The organism is Microbacterium sp. T3-8 (genome assembly GCF_055398145.1).
This window is the reverse complement of the sequence record NZ_AP027918.1, coordinates 860,640-880,344: the sequence shown is the minus strand read 5'-3', so window position 1 is coordinate 880,344 and position 19,705 is coordinate 860,640. Positions and strand designations below refer to the sequence as shown.

At 69.4% G+C, this 19,705-nt stretch carries 10 protein-coding genes; 1 reads left to right on the top strand and 9 read right to left on the bottom strand.

Annotation, left to right across the window (positions count from 1 at the left end):
- Positions 1–31: 31 nt before the first annotated feature.
- The 5 genes from ACZ5Y9_RS04190 to ACZ5Y9_RS04170 form a co-directional block, all read right to left on the bottom strand.
- Positions 32–5,974 (bottom strand): Ig-like domain-containing protein, encoded by a 5,943-nt coding sequence (locus ACZ5Y9_RS04190; RefSeq protein ID WP_464472373.1) that lies wholly within the window; start codon positions 5,972–5,974, stop codon positions 32–34.
- Entirely contained in the window at positions 5,974–7,107 is a 1,134-nt protein-coding gene (locus ACZ5Y9_RS04185; RefSeq protein ID WP_247623550.1) for a serine/threonine-protein kinase, read from the bottom strand. The genes ACZ5Y9_RS04190 and ACZ5Y9_RS04185 overlap by 1 nt, the downstream gene beginning before the upstream one ends.
- 109 nt (positions 7,108–7,216) lie before the next feature.
- On the bottom strand, positions 7,217–7,786 hold the full coding sequence (locus ACZ5Y9_RS04180; RefSeq protein WP_464472372.1) for a DNA-3-methyladenine glycosylase I: 570 nt from the start codon (positions 7,784–7,786) through the stop codon (positions 7,217–7,219).
- A gap of 115 nt (positions 7,787–7,901) precedes the next feature.
- Positions 7,902–8,948, bottom strand: a complete 1,047-nt coding sequence (locus ACZ5Y9_RS04175; protein WP_247623552.1) for an NAD(P)-dependent alcohol dehydrogenase — start codon at positions 8,946–8,948, stop codon at positions 7,902–7,904.
- A 52-nt stretch (positions 8,949–9,000) separates the two neighbouring features.
- Entirely contained in the window at positions 9,001–9,330 is a 330-nt protein-coding gene (locus tag ACZ5Y9_RS04170; protein WP_247623553.1) for a hypothetical protein, read from the bottom strand.
- 76 nt (positions 9,331–9,406) lie between these two features.
- Here ACZ5Y9_RS04170 and ACZ5Y9_RS04165 point away from each other — a divergent pair, with 76 nt between their 5' ends.
- Complete coding sequence (locus tag ACZ5Y9_RS04165; RefSeq protein WP_464472371.1) at positions 9,407–10,426, top strand: hypothetical protein; 1,020 nt, start codon at positions 9,407–9,409, stop codon at positions 10,424–10,426.
- Positions 10,427–10,508: 82 nt separating this feature from the next.
- On the opposite strand, the gene ACZ5Y9_RS04160 is transcribed toward ACZ5Y9_RS04165, so the two are convergent.
- The 4 genes from ACZ5Y9_RS04160 to ACZ5Y9_RS04145 all read right to left on the bottom strand — a co-directional run bounded on the left by ACZ5Y9_RS04160 (position 10,509) and on the right by ACZ5Y9_RS04145 (position 19,671).
- Positions 10,509–12,569, bottom strand: a complete 2,061-nt coding sequence (locus tag ACZ5Y9_RS04160; RefSeq protein WP_464472370.1) for an acyl-CoA dehydrogenase family protein — start codon at positions 12,567–12,569, stop codon at positions 10,509–10,511.
- Positions 12,570–12,603: 34 nt separating this feature from the next.
- Positions 12,604–13,674, bottom strand: coding sequence for an HTTM domain-containing protein (locus ACZ5Y9_RS04155; protein WP_464472369.1), 1,071 nt, complete (start codon positions 13,672–13,674; stop codon positions 12,604–12,606).
- On the bottom strand, positions 13,671–14,483 hold the full coding sequence (locus tag ACZ5Y9_RS04150) for a DUF5819 family protein (protein ID WP_464472368.1): 813 nt from the start codon (positions 14,481–14,483) through the stop codon (positions 13,671–13,673). The genes ACZ5Y9_RS04155 and ACZ5Y9_RS04150 overlap by 4 nt, the downstream gene beginning before the upstream one ends.
- Before the next feature lie 82 nt (positions 14,484–14,565).
- Positions 14,566–19,671 (bottom strand): choice-of-anchor G family protein, encoded by a 5,106-nt coding sequence (locus ACZ5Y9_RS04145; protein ID WP_464472367.1) that lies wholly within the window; start codon positions 19,669–19,671, stop codon positions 14,566–14,568.
- Positions 19,672–19,705 lie beyond the last annotated feature (34 nt).

Here is a 19,705-nt window from a genome sequence, read left to right as displayed (position 1 = left end):
AACAGTATTCTTCTCGATGGTCTCGGACGGGTCAGGGGCAGGGGGCGGGGACGCGGTGCGTGATGGCATCCAGCTGCCCGTACGCACCTGTCCAGGTGAGGGTGATGTCATAGGCGCCCTCGGGCGCCGCGGGGTCGACCGCCACCGCGGCGGGAGGCAGATGCGACCCGCTCGCCGCGCCCGAGACGCTCACGACGTCGGCGATGTTCTCGGGCAGGCATTCGCGGAACTGGACGTTGACGATCATGGGCACGGTTTGGGCGGTGATCTGCACCGGTGCCGAGCAGTACCCCGTCACGAACGTGTGGCATGCCTGTGCGAGCACCTGGGCGGGTGCGGTGTCGGCGGTCAACGAGAACTCCGAGCGCCACGTGCCGTAGACGTTGTACTGTGCCGCGAACCCGTCGCGCACCGAGATCGACGGTCCGCGTTCGAGCGGGTAGGAGTACGAGTTTCCGCTCTGGTTCGGCGTCGTCGCGACGCGATAGCTCGTGTCGCCTCCGGGGCCCTCGACCGACGTGAAGGTGAACACCTGTGTGGCAGAGGTCTCGCTGACGCCGTAGCCGTTCGAGGCGCATGCCTTGACGTTGTACAGCTGGTACTCGACCAGCCCGTCCAACGAGGGAGAGGGGGATTGCTTCTCGGCTCCCGACACCCGGAGTTCCCCGCTGGGGCCGGCCGTGCACGAGACGGTGCCGGAGCGCCACGCGACGTAGGTCACGTTCACGCCGAGCGCGCTGCCGTTCGCCTGTGCTGCTCCGGTGCCAGGAGAGGCGATGCTGATCGAGGTGTTGGACGACGGCCTGGCATCCGTGTGCGACGGATCGAAGAACACAGTTCCCGCCACCGTCGCCTGCGTGGTGAACGCGCCACCCTCGTTGCCCGCGTTGCCGGTCGGCGGCTGGAACTGGCTGATCGGCACGATCGTGAGCGTCTGCGCACCCGGAGCGAGCGTGATCTGGGCCGCCGTCGTTCCGCCCGTGCGATCGATGACCTGCCCCGTCTCCTCGACGCGGAACGAGCGCGCGTCATCGGGGGCATCGATCGAGAGGCTCACGACACCCTGTGTCCGGCTGGTCGTGCCGGCCACATACACCGGCGTCGCCGTCGCGTTCGACACCGTCGGTGCCGCGTACGCCCAGCTGGTGTGCGCGGAGGTCGGAGCCGATGCACCGACGGAGTTGACCGCGGATGCCGTGAACGCATGCGGTTCGCCGTTGACCAGGCCGTTCACCGTGCAGCGGTACAGGCCGCCACCGGCCGGCCCGCACGAGGCGTTCGCGGCCGCGCCGTCCTGCTGGATCGTCACGCCGGTCACCGAGGGGTGCGCGCGTCCGGCCTCACCGAGCGGCACCTCGAGCACGACGGTCGAGCGCGTGTACCCGACGGTCGTGACGCTCGCCGGCGCCTGCGGGTAGCCCTGCAGATCGAGGGTGAGGGTGCCCGTGCCGGTGCGGCCCTGAGCATCCGCCACCACGAACGGCACCACGCACTGCCCGCCGGGAGCCTGCCCGCCGCCGGGCCAGCTCGCGGTGATCGCGCGCTCTCCCGACGCGGCGAGCGTCGCGACGTCGCACCGGGCGCCGGAGCCGAGCGACACCAGCTTCAAGCCGGAGCCCTGCTTGCCCGCGAACGGGTCGTACTCGCCGGCGATGTCGACGACGTCGATCGAGCAACTGGGGCTGGTCACGACGCACTGCTTCGTGAAGGTCGCCCCGCGCGGAGCATCCGGCGGCGCCGCACCGACGACCAGACGCACGGATGCCGCGGCCTCGCCGTACTGCGAGACGGTCACCTCGACGGCCTCGGCGGAGCCGGGCCGCGCGTCGGCGTGCGCCTCGACGGTGAGCGTCGGGCCGTTCTGCGTGACCGTGAACGAGGCGCCGCTGTAGACCGTGCGGAAGTCGAGCGAACGGGCGTCGCCTTCGCGGCCGCCCTCCCAGCTCGCCATGTTCGCGTAGAGGTCGAAGTCCGCGCTCGCGCCCGGCGCGACGGTGTGGGCGATCGACGAGAGCAGCAGTTGCGGCTCGGCGGGACGGATGCTGATGGGCACGTCGATGTACGACCAGCGCTCCTGGCCCTGGAGCCGCACCGGCACGAGGCACGTGTCGGACCAGGGCGACTCGCGGCCGGCGCGATAGGTCGCCTCTCCCCCGCCTGCGGGGAGGCAGACCGCGGCGGCGCGCTGCGTGGTGAACTCGCCCGTTCCGATCTCGACCGCGTCGCTCGCCGCGAGGTCGAGGTAGTCGGCAACGGTGAACGTCGCCTCGGCGTCTTCGTCGACCACGACCGGGGTCGCGCCCGGCGTGATCTGCACCTGCATGTCGTCGAACGCGGGGATGTGCAGGAACCCGTAGGCGACGACGTCGCGTCCGCCCGCGGCGGTGCCCGTGAGCTGGAACGGCACGAGGGTGCCCTCGGCCGGGGCCGCGCCGACGATGCGGTCGCCCTGCACCGAGAAGCCGGGCTGGTCACCCCAGAGGCTGAGCTTCAGCGAGCTCGCGTCGCCCGACGGCCAGCTGACCCGGTCGGTGACGACGTCGATGCCGCGGTCGGCGAGATCGTCGCGGTCGCGCGCGGTGAGCACCGTGTCGGCGACGGTGGGCTGGTCGGTCACGGCGCCATCGGTCACCGAGACGACGATGAGGCCCTGCGCGGTGCTCTGCGTGCGGCTCGACGTCACCGTGTAGAAGTAGGAGTTCGTGCCCGCCACGTCGCCCGCGCGCAGCACGACGCGTCCGTCTTCGAGCGACGTGTCGGGGTCGATCAGCGACTTCAGCCGCTCGTAGAGCGGGTTGCCGGCGACGGGCGGAGCGTTGGGCACCAGTTCGGTGATCTCGAGGTCGCCCTGCGCCGGGTCGAGATCGTTCGCCCGGGGGTCGAGCACGACCGGCGTCGACGACCCGGCCTCGACGCGCACGTAGTCGCTGAAGGTCACCGGGGCCGCATCGTCGATGTCGGCGTCGAGCACGCCGATCCGCACGAGTCCGGTGCCCGTCTCGCCCTGCGGATCGCGCACGGTGTAACGGAAGGTCGCCTGGCCGCCGTCGACGCCTCCGGCCGGAGCGCGGTAGACGATCGAGTCGCCGCGCGCCGAGATCGTGGCCGTGCCGGCGCCCTTGCCGGGCTGATCGATGCCGGCGAGCACGACGCGGTCGCCGTCGCTGTCCATCCCGGTGGCGGGCACCGACAGCGAGACGGTCTGCCCGCTGAGCACCCGACCGGTGAGCGTGGTGGGCGTGGGAGCACGGTTGGTGCCCGGCGGCACGACGGTCACCGTCACGGCGCCGTCGTCGGAGAGGGACGGGTTGCGCTCGAGCGACACCGAGTAGGTGAGCCGGTACGTGCCGGGCGTCGACGGGGCGAGATAGCGGAGCGCGTTGCCGTCGGCGAAGACGAGCTCTCCCGCCTCACCCGAACCGGTCACCTCGGGCTGCACGACGAGGGGTTCGCCCCGCGGTGCGACGTCGTTGGCGGTCACGTTGATGCGGGTGAGCGACCCCGCCCGCACGGTGATCGCGTCGGGGAAGACGATCGGGCGGGTGACGGTCGACGGCGGCGTGAGGAAGACGGTGACCGTTCCCTCGACGGCCGCACCCGAGCCGTCGGCGACGGTGACGCGTGCACGGCCGATCACGCCCGGCTCGCCGTCGTCGGTCGTGCCGTTGACGCGGATGCTCTCGTTGTTGACGACGCGCACGCTCAACTGGGGCGACGAGCTCTCGGCTCCCGAGAGCATGAGCACGCGGCCCGTCGTGTTCTGCACGGCACTGAGCACGTCGACCGTGGTGTCCTCGCCCTCGCGCACGAAAGCGGTGAGCGGAGCCATCGCGAGGGGAGCCGCCCCGTCGACCGCCGTGATGCGGATCACGGCCGACTGCTCGGCCTGCGTCGTGGCATCCTGCGCGGTGTACGTCACGACGTACTGACCGGGCTCGGCGACCGTGAGCTCGACGTCGCCGGAGGCGAGGTTCGGCGCGACCTCGAGGCCCGCCGCCGTCGCCGCCGTCTGCACGGCGTCGACCAGGCGGTACGACCCGGAGCCCCCGGAGAGGTGATCGGAGATGCGGATCGACTGGGGCTCCCCCACCCGCGCGGTCAGCGCGACCGGCGAGGCGAGGAGCGCGGGGCTGCCGGTGACCTGCACGTCGAGGTTCTTCTCGGCGCGCGCACCGTGCACGTCTTCGACCACGACGGTCACGGGGATGACGGCATCCGAGGCGTTCGGGTCGGTGTGACGGATCGCGACCCGACCGTCGGCCATGGGAACGACCATCACGGGGGCGGCGGAGTCGGTCTCGTAGGCGTCGACGAGCACGAAGGGATCGCCCTCGGGGTCGACCCATCCCGACAGCGCCGAGACGACCGTGCTGCCGCCCGGAAGCAGCTGCGGTGTCGGCCACTCCTGCTGGCACGCGTCGACACCGCACCAGACCGGGGCGGAGTTCACCCCGGGATCGACGACGGTGAGCGTGACGGTGGCGGGCGGCGACACCGCGGCCCCGTCGGTCACGGCGTACGTGAAGGAGGCCTGTCCGCTCGTCGCGGTCATGTCGACGACGAGCGACTGTCCGTCGGACACGAGCGACAGCCGACCGAAGCCGTCGTCGCCGAGTCCCGCCGACACCGACTCGGGGTCGATCGTCAGGACGTCCTTCTTGTTCGGATCGTGGTCGTTGAGAAGCACGGGCAGGATGACCTGCTCGCCGGCCCGCACGCCGAACGAGTCGTCGACGGCGACGGGCGGCATCTGCTCCGCCACGTCCTCGACGATGATCGTGCCCTCCTGCTGCTCGGTGTCGTCGTCGATCGCCCACTGCTCGAGCGGGATGAGCACGCCGTCCGGTGCCGTCCAGAGCAGACCGGTGCCGATCTCGCTGAGCACCACGCGGTCGCCGTTGCCCTGGAAGACGGGTTCGATGGTCGCGGACTCGAGCGCATCGTCGGGGACGGACAGCGACGTGGTCTCGCCGCCGGCCCACAGGGTGCCGGACCCGGTGTCGAGCCAAGCGCCGTAGGTCGTCGTGCCGACCACGACAGGGCGCGCGGGGACGCCGGATGCTTCGGCGATACGCTCTGCGTCGCCCGAGGCGAGCGCCACCGAGACGAGACCGTCGGAGTCCGCGACGACGACGTCGTCACCGGATGCCGCGCCCGCCTGCAGTCGTGCGCCCTCGGCGACGTCGATCGTGATCGGGGCGTCGGCGCCCGACGTCCAGAGTCGCCCTTCCGCGGCCTGGAGCATCGCCCAGCGATCGCCGACCACGGTGAGCTCGAGACCGTCACCGCCCTCGGGGGCGTCGGACACCTCGGCGCCGTCACCGAGGAAGCGGTGCTCATCGATGTCGAACCGGCGCACCGCGCCCTCTTCGGCCGAGTAGAGCGCGAGCACGCCCTCGGGCGAGAGGCCGATCGCATCGGCCGTGTACGACGGCGGGTCCTCGCCCTCCTCGACCTCGACCGCGGCGAAGGGGTCGACCAGAGCCGTGCCTGCCCCCGCGTCGAGAGTGGTGACCGAGACCTGTCCGGTGTCGGTGCGATAGGCCGCGTACGGCCCGGCCGACACGATCTCGCGGGTTCCGGCCGGGGTCGGCTCGGAGGCGAGAGGAGTGCCCTCGTCGCCGGCATCCGCGATCAGGTCTCCGGGGCTCGCGGGATCGAGGTCCCAGCGCTGACGGTTGCCCTGCGCGTAGAGCACGGCCGAGGAACCGCTCTGCCACACGGCTTCGGGATCGTCGACGTTGCGCACCGTGTCGATCTCGGCGAGGTCGGTGTTGACCCGTGCGTACTGGCCGCTGTCGCGCATGACCCAGACGGCCGATTCCAGACGGGGCACCTCCTGCGACTGGTAGCCCTGCGCCGTGACGGCGAGGGTGACGACCACGGCGAGAGCCGCGACGCCCGAGATCGCGGCGATGACGCGCCCGCGGGAGCGGGGCTTCGTCGCGGTGCGGTCGCGTTCGCCGATCGCCATCACAGGACCCCGGTGAGGAAGAGGATGCCGACGCCGACGCCCGCGATCACGACAGCGCCCACGAGCGCGCCGATCACTCCGGCGACGAGCGGAGAACGCGACGGGGCCCGGGTCGCGACCGGCAGGTCGTCGCGGTCACGGGCAGCGCCCTGCTGCTTCGCGGCGCGTGCGGCGCGACGGGAGTCGGGAGCGACGGTGGTGACGACGGGGCCGCGGGGCGCGGCATCCGAGAAACTGACCGGCGAGGCCGCGGCCCACTCGGCGGATGCCGCCTCGAAGGCGGTGGGCGCGATGCCGAGCTCGTACTGCGCATGACGCAGACGGTCGGCGAACGCGGCCATGCTCGGGAACCGGCGCGCCGGATCCTTCTCCATCGCCGTGGCGAGGATCTCGTCGATGACCTTCGGCATGCCCGCGATCGGCAGCGGTGTGTACTTGGCCTTCACGATGCGCTGCGTGAGCAGCTCACGCGTGTTCGACGCACGGTCGTCGCGCTCGAAGGGGCTGCGGCTGGAAAGGAGGGTGTACAGCGTCGCCCCGAGGCTCCAGACCTCGCTGGGTACCGAGCCCGACACCTTCTCCTGCAGCACCTCGGGGGCGCTCCACGGGATCGACATCGCGATGGTCTCGGAGTCGCCCTCGTCGAGCACCGCGGCCGCGATGCCGAAGTCGGCGAGCACCGGCGCACCGAGCGAGTTGATGAGCACGTTCGAGGGCTTGATGTCGCGATGCAGCAGCCCCGCCCGGTGCACGGTCTCGAGCGCGCCGGCGATGCGCACGCCGATATCGAGCACCTCGGCGAGCGGCAGCGGTGCCTTCTTGTAGCGGGCGCTCATCGTGTCGGGGCAGTACTCCATCGCGAAGTACGGGCGCCCGTCCGACGAGATCGACGCCTGATAGATCGTGACGATCGACGGATGCGCGCTGAGGCGGGCGGAGATGTCGGCCTCGACGTTGAACGCGCGCAGCACGTCGGAGTTCACGGCATCCGCCAGCAGCACCTTCACCGCGGCGACGCGGCGGGGCATGTCCTGCTCGTAGAGGAAGACGTCGGCGAATCCACCGGAGCCCAGCGGGCGCACGTAGCTGTAGCCCGACAGCACCGGAGGCGTGGAGGCAATCCGCTTCGCCACTCGCCCTCCCCCGGGAATTGTCATCGACGGGGGTCGCATCGAAAGCGCCGCGGCACGAGCGCACCGCGGGTTCCCCCGCGCACGAGTATAACCGCGACCGGCGACGCGCTCAGGCGCGCCAGCATCCCTCGATGTGATCGTCGACCATTCCCGCCGACTGCATCAGCGCGTACATGGTCGTCGCGCCGACGAAGCGGAACCCCCGCTTGCGCAGTTCCTTGCTCATCGCGGTCGACTCCGCGGTCACCGCCGGCACATCGGCGAACGACGCCGGGCGCGTGTCGGATGCCGGCGGCGCGAACGACCACATCAGCTCGTCGAGCTCGCCCTCGGCCATGTCGCGCACGAGCTGCGCATTGCCGATCGTCGCCAGGATCTTCGCCCGGTTGCGGATGATGCCGGCGTCGCCCATCAGGCGCTCGACGTCGTCGTCGCCGAACTCCGCGACGACCGCCGGGTCGAACCCTGCGAACACCTCGCGGAATCGCGGGCGCTTGCGCAGGATCGTGATCCACGACAGACCGGCCTGGAAGCCCTCGAGCGCCATCTTCTCGAAGAGGGCCCGATTGCCGTGCAACGGGGTGCCCCACTCCTCGTCGTGATAGCGGCGGTACTCGGCGTCGTCACCCACCCAGCCGCAGCGCGCGCGTTCGTCGGGACCGGTGATCAACGAGTTCATGCCCCCACGCTAGCGGCGGGCACCGACACGGCCCCTCGCGGTGGGGCGCTTCGACAGGCTCAGCGACCCAAAGCACTGGGTCCCTGAGCTTGTCGAAGGGCCCACCCCGCGGACCTCAGGCGGCGAAGGTGGAGGCGTCGATCACGAAGCGGTAGCGCACGTCCGACGCGAGCACGCGCTCGTAGGCGGCGTTGATGTCGGATGCCGGGATCACCTCGATCTCGGCGGCGATGCCCTTCTCGGCGCAGAAGTCGAGCATCTCCTGCGTCTCGCGGATGCCGCCGATGTTGGAGCCGGAGATCGACTTGCGTCCGCCGATGAGCGATCCGACGAACAGGGGAAGCGCATCGGACGGCATCCCCACGCACACCATCGCCCCGTCGACGTCGAGCATTCCCAGGTACGATCGCAGATCGATCGGCGCGCTGACCGTATTGAGGATCATGTCGAACGAGCCGCGCAGCGAGCGGAACGTGTCGTCGTCGCTCGTCGCGTAATAGTGGTCGGCGCCCAGGCGCAGACCGTCGTCCTTCTTGCTCAGCGTCTGGGAGAGAACGGTGACCTCCGCTCCGAGCGCGTGAGCGATCTGCACGCCCATGTGGCCGAGCCCGCCGAGACCCACGACCGCCACCCGCGAATCCGGCCCGACCTCCGCGTGCCGCAGGGGCGAGTAGGTCGTGATGCCCGCGCACAGCAGGGGCGCGGCGACATCGAGCGCGAGCGCATCCGGGATCCTCACGACGAAGCCCTCCGTCACGACGACCTTCTCGGAGTAGCCGCCCTGCGTGATCGTGCCGTCGCGGTCGACGCTGCCGTAGGTGAAGACGGCGCCGTTGCGGCAGAACTGCTCCTCGCCGCGCCGGCACTGGTCGCACTCCCCACAGGAGTTGACCATGCAGCCGACACCGACGCGGTCGCCGACCGCGTGCTTCGTGACCTCGGCACCGATGGCCGCGACCGTGCCGGTGATCTCGTGTCCCGGCGCGAGAGGGTACTCGCGGGCACCCCAGTCGCCCCGCACCGTGTGGATGTCGGAATGGCAGATGCCGGCGAAGGCGACATCGATCAGAACATCGTGGGGGCCGAGCTCTCGCCGCTCGATCGTCGTCTTCTCGAGGGGAGCGGCTTCGGAGGGGGCGGCATAGGCGTTCACGCGGGTCATGCACACGACGTTACCCGCGCCGCCTGTCCCCTCTTCTCAGAGTCGCGTCTTCTCAGAGTCGCGGACCGCGGATCGCCGTCATCAGCAGACGCACGCCGAAGCCGGTCACGGCCACGCCGACGATCGCGCAGAAGACCATGGGCGGCCAGGCCCAGATCTCGGTATTGCGCCAGGGGATCGTGTCGGTCAGCACCCACTCGACCCGGATGCCGACGGCCACCACGGCGACGAGGAAGACCGCGCCGAACAGGATCACCACGGTGCAGGCGAGCACTCGCCCGGCCCGTGACGGCGCCGGGAGCGGGGCGTCGTCGTCGGGCGTGCCGTCATCGAGTGACGAATAGTCGACCTCGCGACGGAAGTACCGCCAGAGAAAGCTCATGCCGACGATTATCCCGTCTTCCGCGCAACGGCCCCGAGTCGATACGGTGAGCACGAGACTCTGGAGGGGAAGTCCCATGTACCGATCGTCCGCGCTCGCGCGTGTCCTGACCGTCATCGTCGCCGTGGTTCTCGCGCCCGTCGGCACCGGACTCCTCGCCGGAGGGGGCCGGGTCTGGATGTCCTCGGTCTTCCAATACGCCCGTGAGCTCGACCTCGCGGAGCTGGCCGGACCGACCGCACTGCAGGTCCTCGGCATCCTGCTGCTCGTCGCCGTGGTGATCACGGGGATCTGGAGCTCGGCGGGTCTCATCGCGGTCGGCGTGCTCTCCCTCGCACCGATCGTCTTCGCGATGTTCCCGGCCGCGCTGATCACCTCGCAGCGCGCGGTCCGCCTCCCCCTCGAGTGGACCGACGGCATCATCTACGGCGTGCCGCTCGTGCTCTTCCCCGCGCTCGGAACGATGGGGGTGGTCCTGGCCCTCGCGCGTCGACGCCCCGAGCCCAAGGGTGCGGGCCTCGGCATCGTCGGCGGCATCCTCGCCCCCGTCCTGCTCGCTTTCGGCGCGGGACTCCTCGCCTGGGGGATCGGAACCGGGATGCTGTACGCCTACCAGCGCTTCGAGATGGCCGTGCAGCCCGTCGCCGTGGCCTCGGTGCTCGGTGGGGTGATCCTCGTGGTGATCGGGATCGCGGTGACGCGCTGGTCGCCGTTCGCGCTCCTGCTGCCCGCGCTCGCGCTTCTCGTGGTCAACGCGCTCGTGCTTCTCCCCGACGTGTTCTTCTCTGCGCTGTTCCAGTTGCCCCGGGAGATCAGCAGCACGCTCCCGGCCCTTCTGCTCTTCGGCACCGGCACGGCAGCGGCTTTCCTGTACCTCTCTTATACGTTCGTGCTGCAACGGGTTCGCTCGCGGGCGCAGCAGACCCCGGCAGCCCCGGTCGCGGCTTCGTCGTCCGGGCAGCTCCCGGGTCAGCATCCGATCTACCCGCCGTCGCCCGCACAGTACTTCCCGGGAACGGGGATGGGTCCTGCGGCGCACTCCCCGGCGATTCCGACCTACCCGCCCGCCCCGGGCACCGGTCCGACCCGTTCATAACTCCGGAGAATCGGCGAAAAGGGCCCGATCACGCCGATCGGGCCCTTTTCCATGCAGTTCCTCCGGAGTTGTGAACCCCGGCTCAGTGCTTCTTCGCGGCGCGCAGCGCCTTCTCCTGGATCGGAGCCTCGCCCGAGGCTGCGAGGTCGGCGTAGTACGCGCGGGCCTCGTCCTGCCGGGCCTTCTCCGCACCCGAGGCGATCGGTGCGCGCACGTGCTCGGGCTCGTAGCCGAACGCGTTCACGAGGTCGAGCGCGTGCGGCCGCAGGCGGGCGCAGAGCCGGTCGATGTAGCTCGACACCGCCGCGGCGCGCTGCGTCGACAGACGCCCGTTGATCAGGTGCCAGGCGAGGTGCTTCTCGATGAGCTGCAGACCGAAGAGGTCGCGCAGCCACGTGAGCACGGCCTTCGTCTGCTCGTCGTCGACGGTGTGCACGGCATCCGTGAACGCCTCCCACTGCAGCAGCTCACCGTGAGCGCGGGCCGCTTCGATGAGCTCGGCCTGGTTCTCATTGAACAGGCGGGCGCCAAGCGCCTTGTCCTTCGCACCGGGACGCAGCCGGTTCGCGATGTCGGCCACCATCTGCTGCACGCGCTCGGTGAGCAACTGGTGCTGCTGCTCCTCGCGCAGACCGTTCTCGACCGACCGAGAGACCTGTCCGAGGTCGGCGACCGACTGACCGAACTGGCGCAGTCCCGCACCGTGGAAGAGCTTGCCGGCGGTCATCCCCACCGCGTACTTGGCGAGGGCAGCGGCATCCTTGCCCTTGAACTGGCTCGCGTAATCGGTGAGCAGGCGCTTGCCGACGAGCTGCAGCAGCACGTTGTTGTCGCCCTCGAAGGTGACGTAGATGTCGAGGTCGGCGCGCAGTCCGACGAGACGGTTCTCGAACATGAAGCCGGCACCGCCGCACGCCTCGCGCGCCTCCTGCAGCGTGTCGAGCGCATGCCAGGTCGACAGCGGCTTGAGCGCCGCGGCGAGGGTCTCGAGGTCTTCGCGGTCGTCGGGGGTGTCGGTGCGCCCCGAGAAGACGCCGTCGAACTTCCGCAGGAACTCGTCGTGCGCGAAGATCTGCGCGTAGGTCGTGGCCAGGCGCGGCAGCAGGCGGCGCTGGTGCTTGCCGTAGTCGAGCAGCACGACCTCCTGCCCGTCGGCGCCGTCGAACTGGCGGCGCTGGGTCGCATACGTGATCGCGATGTGCAGGCCGAGGGCGGATGCCCAGGATGCCGCACCGTCGAGCGAGACGCGCCCCTGCACGAGGGTGCCGAGCATCGTGAAGAAGCGGCGACCCGGGCTGTCGATAGCGCTGGTGTAGGTGCCGTCGGCGGCGACGTCGCCGTACTTGTTGAGCAGGTTGGTGCGCGGGATGCGCACCTGATCGAAGCTCAGGCGCCCGTTGTCGATGCCGTTGAGTCCGCCCTTGAGTCCGTCGTCCTCACGGCCGATGCCGGGGAGATCGACGCCGTCGTCTCCGCGCAGCGGCACGTAGAAGCAGTGCACGCCGTGGTTCACACCGTTCGTGATGAGCTGCGCGAACACGGTCGCGGCGATGCCGTGCAGACCCGCGTTGCCGAGGTACTCCTTGGTCGCCCCGCGGAACGGGGTGTGGATGACGAACTCCTCGGTCGCGGGGTCGTAGGTCGCGGTGGTGCCGACCGCGGCGACGTCCGATCCGTGGCCGATCTCGGTCATCGCGAACGCGCCGGGAATCGAGAGGTCCATGATGCCGGGCAGCCACTTCTCGTGGTGCTCCTTCGTGCCGAGCTGCAGCACGGCCGATCCGAAGAGGCCCCACTGCACACCCGACTTGATCTGCAGGCTGGGATCGGCGACGACGAGCTCTTCGAAGCTCGCGATGTTGGCGCCGTTGTTCTCCTCGCCGCCGAGCGACTTCGGGAACGCCCGGTGCACGGCCTTCTTCTCGACGAGCAGGTGCAGCTGGCTGAGAACGCGCTCGCGGTGCTCGTCCTTGCCGAGGTCGTCCTGCCGCCAGAAGGCGGAGTCCTTGATCATCTCGCGGGCCTCGCGGCGGGTGTCGCCCCAGGTCCCCAGCAGGAGATCGTTGACGCGGGCGACATCGATGGCGGGGCTGGTGGCCTCGACGATCGGGGTCTTCGTGGTGCGGACGGCGGCGTCGACCATGAGCATTCCTCTCGGAGAAGAAGGTGGAGTGCTCTTATCGTAGAACTCCGACAACTTCGGGCGAAGTCACCTGTGCATCCTCTCCAATGCCCTGTCGGGATGTGCCCGCGTCGGGTTGTCGGTTGCTCACAGTCCGGCGTCGCTTCCACCTCCGCACGACCCAGAGCTGCACCTTGCGCCAGGTCACGTCGCGCACGAAGATCATGTCGCTGAAGATCATCACGAGCGAGAAGAACGGTAGCGACATCAGGATGCCGATGCCCGCGTGCATGCCCGTGATCGCGATCAGTCCGAAGATGCGCGTCCAGCGGTTGAGGAGCGTCAGCGGGAAGAGCAGTTGCATGTAGACGCTCAGCCACGAGGCGATGAAGATCGCCGGGGTCACGTGCCAGGCGATCTCGTTGAGCCAGGGGAACAGGATGAACTGCTCGAGACGCAGCGGGTAGTAGGCGGCGATGCCCTCGGTCCACATCGATCCCTGCAGCTTCCACAGTGCGCTGGTGATGTAGACGATGCACAGCTGCGCGCCGATGAGGATGACGGCGACGTTGTTCGACAGCACCGGCACCCAGCGCGGCAGCATGTGGCCGCGGAACGAGAGCGGATGCTCGTCACGGGTGATCCGTCGACGGCGCGCATCGAGCGACCAGCGCCGCGACGTGTCGGCGAGCAGGAGGAAGAGGAGCATCACCCGGAACGTCTGGTAGTGGCCGGTGTTGAGCACGAGCGGGTTCGTCGACGCGTAGCCGAGCCACAGCACGACGAAGAGCGGAGCGATGATCCGCATCCGCCAGCCCAGCAGGTACGCCACGGCGACCGCGAGCAGCAGAGCGAGCTTGAGGTAGGTGAACCAGTCCGGATCGCTGCGCGAGAACAGGACCGAGATCGGCCAGATGTAGGTGTTCACCCCGCTCGGTCGATACAGCGATTCTCCCCAGCGCGATCCTTCACCGAAGGTATAGGAGTAGTCCGGCAGATAGAGCAGGATGCTGACGATCGTGAGTCCCGCGAAGCCGATGCGCATCACGGCGAGGCCGTAGGTCGCGTGGCGGCGATCGAGCAGCCAGTGGAGCAAGGAATCCCAGAGTCGGGTGACCGTGTTCATCCGGCATCCTCCTCGTCGCCGGTCAGCGAGCCGGTCACGCCGGCCGCTTCGGCCCAGTGCAGGAACGTGCGCGCGAACGCGTCTTCGCTCTGCTGCGACCAGTCGAGCACGGGGCGCCAGCCCAGCTGCGTATAAGAGGAGTCGGGGCGGACGGCATCCGGGTCGTTGCGGTCGTCCCACCGGATCACCGGACTGTAGACCGACCGGGTCTGCACGGCGAGGATCTCGCCGTCGTCGCCCCAGAGTGCGCGCGCCGCCTGCGTCGCGTACGACGTCGTGTAGTTTGTGGCGCGGATGAAGGAACGCACATCACCCGCGTTCGCATCGTCGGCCGCGAGCAGAGCCTCGTTCAGTTCGGCCAGGTCAGGGCTCGTGTGGAAGTTCTCCTCGACGACCGCCTTCTGCGCCTCGGTGAGCTTGCCGAACGAGGTCATGAGCTGCTCCGCACCGATCACCGTGAGCTGCTTGCGCAGCACGCGGCGGTACGGTTCGGCGAGTTCGATGGCCGTGACGTCGACCCACTTCGTCTCGACCCGCTCGCCGTCCGGCGTCTCGACCCACGCCCGCACCCAGAGGTTGCGGTCGGCGCTGGCCGGGTCGGGGGCGAAGATCCGGTAGTCCTGCACGAAGTAGGGCCGGATCCAGGCATCCGCCGCCCGACCGGGCAGCGCCTCGTATTTGACCTCCGTCGACGGGACGTTGAACACGGCGGTGAGAGCGATGTGCGCCGCCGCCAGGAGGAGCGCTGCCGCGCTGGCGACTTTCGCCGCCTTCGGAATCGGCTGCGCTCTCGTCGACGTGTGGGTCATCTGCGTCCTCTGCTCGGCGTGCTGCGGAGACGTACGGCGGCACCCGAGCCGGGGGATCCCGGGTGCCGCCGATCGTGATCGGTCACGTCTTCGACGTCACCGACATCCGCCTCCTCCGCGCGCCGGCCGCGAGGGCCGCACCGGCCAACAGGAACGCCAGGCCCCAGACCAGCGACGGTCCGGATTCCGCACCCGTGGTCGCCAGACCCGACGGGGTCACTCGGAACTGGATGGAGACCGATCCGGACTCCGCTCCGGTGAGCGTCACGGTGTGGATGCCGAGATCCTGCGTTGCCGGGATCGTCCAGGTGAACGTCACCTGGCCGGCCGCGTTCGCGACCTGCGTGCCGAGGTTGAGCGGCGCGGACTGCATGACGCCCGTCACCACCTCGCCCGGCCGGAACCCGGTTCCCGTCGCGGACTGGGACTCGCCCTGTGCGCGCTGGGGGTAGAGGATCGTGATCCCGAGCTCGGAACCCGGATCGGTTCCGGTGTCCGTGCCCGTGTCGGTCCCGGTGTCGGTCCCGGTGTCGGTTCCGGTGTCGGTTCCGGTGTCGGTACCCGTGTCGGTGTCGGTGCCGGGGTCAGCGCCCGGATCCGTGTCGGTGTCGGTTCCCGGATCCGTGTCCGTACCGGTGTCCGTGTCCGTACCGGTGTCGGTGTCCGTACCCGTGTCCGTGTCCGTACCCGTGTCGGTGTCCGTACCCGTGTCCGTGTCCGTACCCGTGTCCGTGTCCGTACCCGTGTCGGTGTCCGTACCCGTGTCCGTGTCCGTACCCGTGTCGGTGTCCGTACCCGTGTCCGTGTCCGTACCCGTGTCCGTACCCGTGTCCGTACCTGGATCGGTACCCGTGTCGGTTCCCGGATCGGTGTCCGTACCCGTGTCCGTGTCCGTACCCGTGTCGGTGTCCGTACCCGTGTCCGTGTCCGTACCGGTGTCGGTGTCCGTACCCGTGTCCGTACCGGTGTCCGTGTCCGTACCCGTGTCGGTATCCGTACCCGTGTCGGTATCCGTGTCCGTACCCGGATCGGTACCCGTGTCGGTTCCCGGATCGGTGTCCGTACCGGTGTCCGTGTCCGTACCCGTGTCGGTGTCCGTACCCGTGTCCGTACCGGTGTCGGTGTCCGTACCCGTGTCCGTACCGGTGTCCGTGTCCGTACCCGTGTCGGTATCCGTAACCGTGTCGGTATCCGTGTCCGTACCCGGATCGGTACCCGTGTCGGTTCCCGGATCGGTGTCCGTACCGGTGTCGGTATCCGTACCCGTGTCGGTGTCCGTACCCGTGTCCGTGTCCGTACCCGTGTCCGTACCCGTGTCGGTATCCGTACCCGTGTCCGTACCCGGATCAGTGTCCGTATCCGTACCCGGATCGGTATCCGTGTCGGTACCCGGATCGGTATCCGTGTCCGTACCCGGATCAGTGTCCGTATCCGTACCCGGATCGGTATCCGTGTCGGTACCCGGATCGGTATCCGTGTCGGTACCCGGATCGGTGTCCGTACCCGTGTCTGTGTCGGTACCCGTATCCGTGTCCGTACCCGTGTCCGTGTCGGTACCCGTGTCCGTGTCCGTACCCGTATCCGTATCCGTATCCGTATCCGTACCCGTGTCGGTGTCCGTACCCGGATCGGTGCCCGTGTCGGTGCCCGGGTCCGTCACCGGATCGGTGTCGGTTCCGGTGGCCTCGACCACGAGGTCGGCCTCCACGGTGTTGCCGTTCACGTCCTCGCCGACCACTGTGTAGTCACCCGGCTCGGCCGTTCCCGGAACCGTGAGCTGCGTCCCCGCGGGCACCACGCCGTTCTCGTCGGTCTCGACGGTGACGGGAGCACCCACCGGGTCGCCCGCAGCGTCCTCGATCTGGAACGTGACGTCGGTCAGCGGCGGCCATCCGTCAGAGGTGACTGTGGTCACAGCTCCAGGCGCGACCGGGCTGGTCACGTCGAGCGTCGGCGCGAATGCCTCTACCGTCACGTCTCCCTCACCGGTGTTGCCGTTCTCGTCGGTACCGACGACCGTGAACGTGCCGGGGTCGGCATCGGCCGGAACCGTGATCGTCGTTCCGGGTGGAACGTCGCCGTTCTCGTCGGTCGTGACGATGACGGGCTCGCCCACGGGGTCGCCGTTCTCGTCTTCCAGCTGGAACGTGACCTCCGTCAGCGGCGGCCACCCACCCGACGTGATCGTCGTCGGCTGCCCCGGCTTCACCGGACCCGAGAGCTCGACGGTCGGGGTCCAGGCCTCCACCGTCACATCCCCCTCACCCGTGTTGCCATCGGCATCCGTGCCGACCACCGTGAAAGTGCCCGGATCCGCGTCGGCCGGAACCGTCAGCGTCGTCCCCGCGGGGATGTTGCCATCGGCATCCGCCTCGACCGTGATCGGGTCACCGACCGGGTTGCCATCGGCATCCTCCAGCTGGAACGTGATGCTCGCCAGCGGCGGCCACCCACCCGAGGTGATCGTCGTGGGCTGCCCCGGCTTCACCGGCCCCGAGAGCTCGACGGTCGGGGTCCAGGCCTCCACCGTGACCGTCGCTTCCGCGGTGATCCCTTCGACGCCGGTACCGACGACCGTGTAGTCGCCCGGCTCCGTGCCGACGGGAACCGTGAGTACGGTCCCTGCGGGCACGTTACCCTCGGCATCCGTCGTGACCGTCACCGGAGCACCGACGGGCTCACCCTCGGCGTCTTCCAGTTGGAACGTCACCGACGTCGCCGGCGGCCATCCGCCCGAGGCGATCGTCGTCGCCTGACCCGGCTTCACCGGACCCGACGCTTCGACGGACGGGGTCCACGGAGCCACCACGAGCGGACCCTCGGCCGTGTCGCCCTCGGCCTCACCGACGACGACGTAGTCGCCCGGGTCGGTCGAGATCGGGACCGTGAGGGTCGTGCCGGCCGGGATGTTGCCGTCGATGTCGGTCGTCACCGTGACCGGGTCGCCGACGGGATCGCCGGCCTCGGTCTCGATCTGGAAGGTGACGTCGACCGCGGCGGGCCACCCGCCCGACGCGATCGTGGTCGTCTGGCCCGGCTTCACCGGACCGGATGCCGTCAGCTGCGGCGTGCCCGGAACGGCGAGCACCGTGACGGTGCCCTCGGCCGTGTTTCCGAACTCGTCCTCACCGGCGACCGTGTAGTCGCCGATCGCGGAGCCGGCCGGAACCGTCAGCGTCGTGCCCGCGGGGATGTTGCCGTCCTCGTCGGTGGTCACCGTCACCGGAGTCCCGACAGCGGCGCCGGTGGGGTCTTCGAGTTCGAAGGTGACCTCGGCCTCGGCGGGCCAGCCGCCCGAGGTGAGCGTCGTGGACTCTCCGACCGTGATCGGACCGGTCGCCGAGACCGTCGGCGTGTAGGCCTCGACCACCAGCGGCGCTTCGACCGTCTGATCACCGGCGGATGCCGTGATCGTGTAGTCGCCGGCTGCCGCCGTGGGCGGAACCGCCAGCGTCGTTCCGGCGGGGAAGTCCCCGTCACCGCTCGTCGTCACGCTGATCGGATCACCGACCGCCGTTCCCTCCGCATCGGCGAGCTGGACGCTCACGGCGGTGTTCGCCGGCCAACCGCTGGAGGTCAGCGTGGTGGGCTGTCCCGGTTTCACCGGACTCGTCGCCTCGAGCAGAGGAGCGAGCGCATTCGGCCCCGCTTCGGCTCGAGCGAGCACGAGCGTGCCCACCCCGCCTCCGCCGGCGATCGCGCCGACCGTGAGGACGAACGCCTCCTGGCTGTAGATCGGGCCGTTGTCGGGCTGCACGTTGCCGCGGAGCGAGACGACGCCGTTGAGCAGGCTGACCGCCGGGGCGATCGCGGTGACGATCCCCGTAACCGCCGTTGTCACGGTGGGCACGACGGTGTTGACGACACCACCCGGTCCGAGCAGCACGGTGTTGATCGGCCCTGCGAGAGCTGCGACGAGCGTGCCGAGGGCGATCGGGACGTTCGCTCCCGCCACCTTGACCGTGATCGTGGCCGCCGGAGCGGGCGATCCCGGAGCGCCGGTGATGCTGCCGAGGGTCTGGTTCGTCACCGCGATCACGACGCCGGTTCCGAGGTCGATCGGCGTCGTGGAGCAAGTGGCGCCGGTGCCCACGACGCAGACGGTGCCAGAGATGTTCAGGACCGCGGCGTTGAGCGTGGTGGTGAGCGTCGTGCGCACGAGCTCGGGAACCGTGCCGAGCACGTTCCCGACGCGGGTGATCAGGTTGTTGAGCACTTCCGCCGAGAGCACTTCCTCATCGACCTCGAGGCTGTTGAGTCCCCGGCCGGTCGTGTCCTCCAGCAACTCATCGAGATCGGCCGAGACGACTCCTGTTCGCAGGTTGACCGTCACCACGTCATCGCCGATGGGCGTGTCGAGGAAGGTGTTCAGCGCCTGATTCACCTGGGTAGTGATGGTGATGTTCAGGTTCGGGTTGCCGAGAATAGGCGCCAACGCAGCGTTGAGGCCCGCGATCGCACCCGCCAGGAGGCCGTTCGGTCCGGTGAGCGTGCCCACGGCCGTGTCGACGGTCGAGGCGACACCGCCGGTACCGACGAGCGTGTTCGTCAGCCCGGCCACCGCGGGAAGTTGGAGCGTCACCGTTCCTCCGGCGACGTTGTAGTCGCGGGAGACGGTCCCATCGCCCGCAAGAGAAACCTCGGAGCTGATCGCCCCGAGCGAGACGTCGAGGTCTCCGACGACGCTCGTCACCGTCGAGCCCAGCAGCCCCTGCAGGTTGAGCGAGGCATTCGCCGGGTACGCACCGGCGCCCGTGGTATCGACTACGCCGTTGTCCGCGACTGCCCCGGTCGCGGCGCGACTCGAGCCATCGGGATTCGAGGCGGAGTACTGGTTCGCCGCACCGAGCGTGAGGAAGTTCGAGAGCGCCGGCACGCTGAGACCACCCGGGACGCTGACACTCAGCGCGTTGAGCGCCGTGATGTCGAGGCCTCCGGTGTCGACGACGGGTTCACCCGTCGACCCGTCGTTGGTCGTCTGCACCCCTTGAAGCGCCACGACGTCGTCGAGCGGTAGTCCACCGAGCAGAAGACTGCCCGTGAGGAACCGCGAACTGGAGGCAGACTCGTCCCCTGGAGCTGCCACCGCCGCTGTCGGGGCGATGACGCTCCCGACCACCACTGCACTGATTGCTGCTACTGCGAGGATCCTGCTTTTGGGCAGAGTCCTCCTTCGTGTACTGCTCATTTGCCCTCCCGTGATGTCGAACGAAGTTCGTCGT

Bases quoted from the DNA above. Each gene is read 5' to 3' on its own strand.
- ACZ5Y9_RS04145 (WP_464472367.1), bottom strand. From the start codon at position 19,671: ATGAGCAGTACACGAAGGAGGACTCTGCCCAAAAGCAGGATCCTCGCA.
- ACZ5Y9_RS04190 (WP_464472373.1), bottom strand. From the start codon at position 5,974: ATGGCGATCGGCGAACGCGACCGCACCGCGACGAAGCCCCGCTCCCGC.
- ACZ5Y9_RS04150 (WP_464472368.1), bottom strand. From the start codon at position 14,483: ATGACCCACACGTCGACGAGAGCGCAGCCGATTCCGAAGGCGGCGAAA.
- ACZ5Y9_RS04180 (WP_464472372.1), bottom strand. From the start codon at position 7,786: ATGAACTCGTTGATCACCGGTCCCGACGAACGCGCGCGCTGCGGCTGG.
- ACZ5Y9_RS04170 (WP_247623553.1), bottom strand. From the start codon at position 9,330: ATGAGCTTTCTCTGGCGGTACTTCCGTCGCGAGGTCGACTATTCGTCA.
- ACZ5Y9_RS04160 (WP_464472370.1), bottom strand. From the start codon at position 12,569: ATGGTCGACGCCGCCGTCCGCACCACGAAGACCCCGATCGTCGAGGCC.
- ACZ5Y9_RS04175 (WP_247623552.1), bottom strand. From the start codon at position 8,948: ATGACCCGCGTGAACGCCTATGCCGCCCCCTCCGAAGCCGCTCCCCTC.
- ACZ5Y9_RS04155 (WP_464472369.1), bottom strand. From the start codon at position 13,674: ATGAACACGGTCACCCGACTCTGGGATTCCTTGCTCCACTGGCTGCTC.
- ACZ5Y9_RS04165 (WP_464472371.1), top strand. From the start codon at position 9,407: ATGTACCGATCGTCCGCGCTCGCGCGTGTCCTGACCGTCATCGTCGCC.